Origin of the sequence: Niastella sp., from assembly GCF_045805085.1 — a bacterium.
In the GTDB taxonomy this organism is placed as follows: Bacteria; Bacteroidota; Bacteroidia; order Chitinophagales; family Chitinophagaceae; genus Niastella.
Window position 1 is genome coordinate 1 of sequence record NZ_JBJMLX010000070.1, and the last position, 2,984, is coordinate 2,984.

The 2,984-nt window shown below is 47.5% G+C and carries 3 protein-coding genes; 2 read left to right on the forward strand and 1 reads right to left on the reverse strand.

The window, feature by feature from the left end; all coding sequences use genetic code 11:
* Positions 1–14: 14 nt before the first annotated feature.
* The gene (locus ACJ751_RS03215) at positions 15–1,073 is read right to left on the reverse strand and encodes an aldo/keto reductase (protein ID WP_407743930.1); all 1,059 of its coding nucleotides are present in this window, start codon (positions 1,071–1,073) and stop codon (positions 15–17) included.
* A gap of 152 nt (positions 1,074–1,225) precedes the next feature.
* Here ACJ751_RS03215 and ACJ751_RS03220 point away from each other — a divergent pair, with 152 nt between their 5' ends.
* Positions 1,226–2,431 carry a response regulator gene (locus tag ACJ751_RS03220; RefSeq protein ID WP_407743931.1) on the forward strand — a complete coding sequence of 402 codons (1,206 nt, stop codon included), beginning with the start codon at positions 1,226–1,228 and terminating at the stop codon, positions 2,429–2,431.
* A 197-nt stretch (positions 2,432–2,628) separates the two neighbouring features.
* Positions 2,629–2,984 (forward strand): carboxypeptidase-like regulatory domain-containing protein (locus ACJ751_RS03225; protein WP_407743932.1); only part of this gene is annotated, 356 nt, incomplete at its 3' end.

Consider the following 2,984-nt stretch of genomic DNA (forward strand, 5'->3'; position numbering starts at 1 on the left):
AGTTATCGGAAAGATTATCCTATATGCTCATCCAGCAGGATCCTGTCTGCCGGACTTAACCGGTTCTTTGCCAGTGCAGCCTGGTGCCAGTAGGGATACAACATGGGTAAACGGCTCACTTCATTTAAACGTTCCCTTTCTTTTTCCGTTAAGGTTACAGAAGCGGCCCTGATGTTATCTTTTACCTGGTCAAGATTGCGGGCGCCGATCACTAATGAAGTAACAGAAGCGCGGCCCAGTACCCATGCCAGCGCCACTTGTGCGGGTGTTACCTGTTTTTCTGCAGCAATGGCTTTCAGCACATCCACTATATTCCAAAGACGATCAAAGTCGCGGATGGGAGGTTCTGTCCAGCCGGCAGCAAAACGGCCTTCGTTGCGGGTTTGCATATCGCGGGTATATTTTCCGCTGAGTAAACCACCAGCGAGCGGGCTCCAGATCAATGCGCCCAGTCCCTGGTCGATACCCACCGGTAATAATTCATATTCTGCTTCTCTTGCTTCCAGTGAATAATGGATCTGTTGCGTCACAAAACGTTGATAGCCGTGAGCAGCGCTGGTATGTAAGGCTTTCATCGTATGCCAGCCAGAGAAGTTGGAACTACCGATGTAGCGGATCTTGCCCTGCTTAACCAGCGTGTCCAGCGCTTCCAGCATTTCATCCAGCGGCGTGAGGCCATCCCATTGGTGCATATAGTAAATGTCAATTACATCGGTACGTAATCTCTTTAAACTCTTCTCACACTCCTGAATGATGTGGTATCTTGAAAAACCTTCATCGTTCGGAGCGCCGGTACCCAACGGCATTCTTGCTTTGGAGGCAATGAGTACATTACCAGGACGCTTTCCATTCAATATTTCGCCAATGATCTCTTCCGATAACCCGGCTGAATAAATATTGGCTGTGTCAATCAGGTTAACACCCTGCTCAATGCAATAATCAATAATGGTGCGGCCAAGGGCCACATCCACACTACCCACCGACGCAAATTTACCGGCGCCGCCAAAAGTCATTGTTCCCAGGGTAATAGTCGATACCTTAAGACCTGACCGGCCTAATATTCTGTATTCCATATCGGGACGCTTTACATTTTATTGCCAAAGATAGGGAAGTGCCTATTAAGGAGCTCTTACCTATTGGTTCAATTTTTGCGTGGGAAATAATCTTTAATTTTATAATAAACCATAACGAAACCTCAAAGCTGTTTGCCGGCTTGACCATTCACATGAGCGCACCTGTTTACTTAGCTTGTCTTATTGCTCCTTTTTTTATCAATCCATTACCGGCGGTCTGCCTGGTCGGGATGCTGTTGTTTATTTACGGGTGGTATAAAACGCGACAAACCCGTTTACACTACGAAGAACAAATACTACGCTTAACCGAAGAAAAGGAAAAAGCCGAAAGGCAGCGCAGGGAAACCGAGAAAGAAAAGCAGGAAGCGGTACAGGAAGCGCAGCGCCTGACCCATCGCATGCTGGGTCTGGTAGATCAGTTACAACTGCTGGCGGGGCAGGAAGTGATTACAGCCGATTGGGCTGCTGAACAGGTAAGCTGGAAAGAAACGCCTGAACAGGAACGTAAAAGCGATCAAACCATCCTGGATGCACTGGCCACCGAAACCCGGCGTATTTTGATCGTGGACGACAATACGGAGATCAGGCGGTATGTGGCGGCGTTGTTTACTGAACAGTTTACGGTGTATGAAGCGCAGAGTGGGGAAGAAGCGCTTACGCTGGCGCGACAATTTCAACCCGATATCATCATCAGCGATGTGTTCATGCAGGGCATGACGGGTATTGACCTGTGTAAAATTATAAAGGACGATAATGCCCTGGGCCACATCCCGGTGATCCTGTTGTCGGGTAGTGTTGCTGCCGATACCCGGTTACAGGGGGTGGAAGGCGGCGCCGACGATTATATAACCAAACCCTTCGACAAAGACCTGCTGGTTGCCCGGGTAACAGCCCTCATAAAAAGCAAGAACAACCTGCAGAAGTATTTCTATAACGAGATCACGCTGCAACAGAACCCGCTGAAAGTCTCGGCCGAATACAAAGCCTTCCTGGATAACTGTATTGCCATTGTGGAGGCGCATCTCGACGATGCGCAGTTCACCATTCAAACCCTGGCGCATGAACTGGGTATGAGTTATTCCAAAATGAATAAGAAGATCAAAGCGGTGTGTGGCCAGCCGGCCAACGCATTTGTACGCTTTATTCGTTTGCGCAAGGCGGCGGAATTATTTATTAACTCCAATTACAATATAAACGAAACTGCCTACCAGGTAGGAATAGGGGACATCAAACACTTCAGGGAGCATTTTACCCGGTTGTTTGGCATGAAACCCTCGGAGTACATCGAGAAGTACCGTAAAAATCTGGGGAAACAGTATAATATAAACGAAAAGATCCTCCCGCGTTCCGTGACGTAGTGTACTACGTCAATTTTTTTACCAGGTATTTATTTATGAACCGTTTATAAATTTCAAATAGTCTTATTTGGGGCATTGACGTAGCAATACCGGTTAAAAAAGCCCCCTTTTTATCAAAAAAGCCCCCCTCCCAATAACAGGTATGCCGGTTATATTGCCTCGGTTCAACATGTGGATTTAACCAAAACTTTTGCGGTATGAAAAAATTATTGCATCCTGCCCGGGTGGTACATCCCCCCGGTTCATTTGTCTTGTTTTTTATTTTATTGATTGTGGTCCCATTCGTTTCACTGGCGCAGGAAAGAACGCTGGAAGGAACGGTGGTGGATGCCACCAGTCAACCCCTGAAAGGTGTATCTGTCACCATCGCCAATACGAAACGAGGCGTTACTACCGATGACAATGGCCGCTTTTCATTAAAAGTTACGGCCGGCGCCAGTATCACTTTTTCATTTTCCGGTTTTGTGGCACAAACCATTAAAGTGCCGGCCACCGGCGATGTATCCATTCGGCTGGAAGTAAGTCAGAAGGCCATGGATGAAGTAGTAGTGAT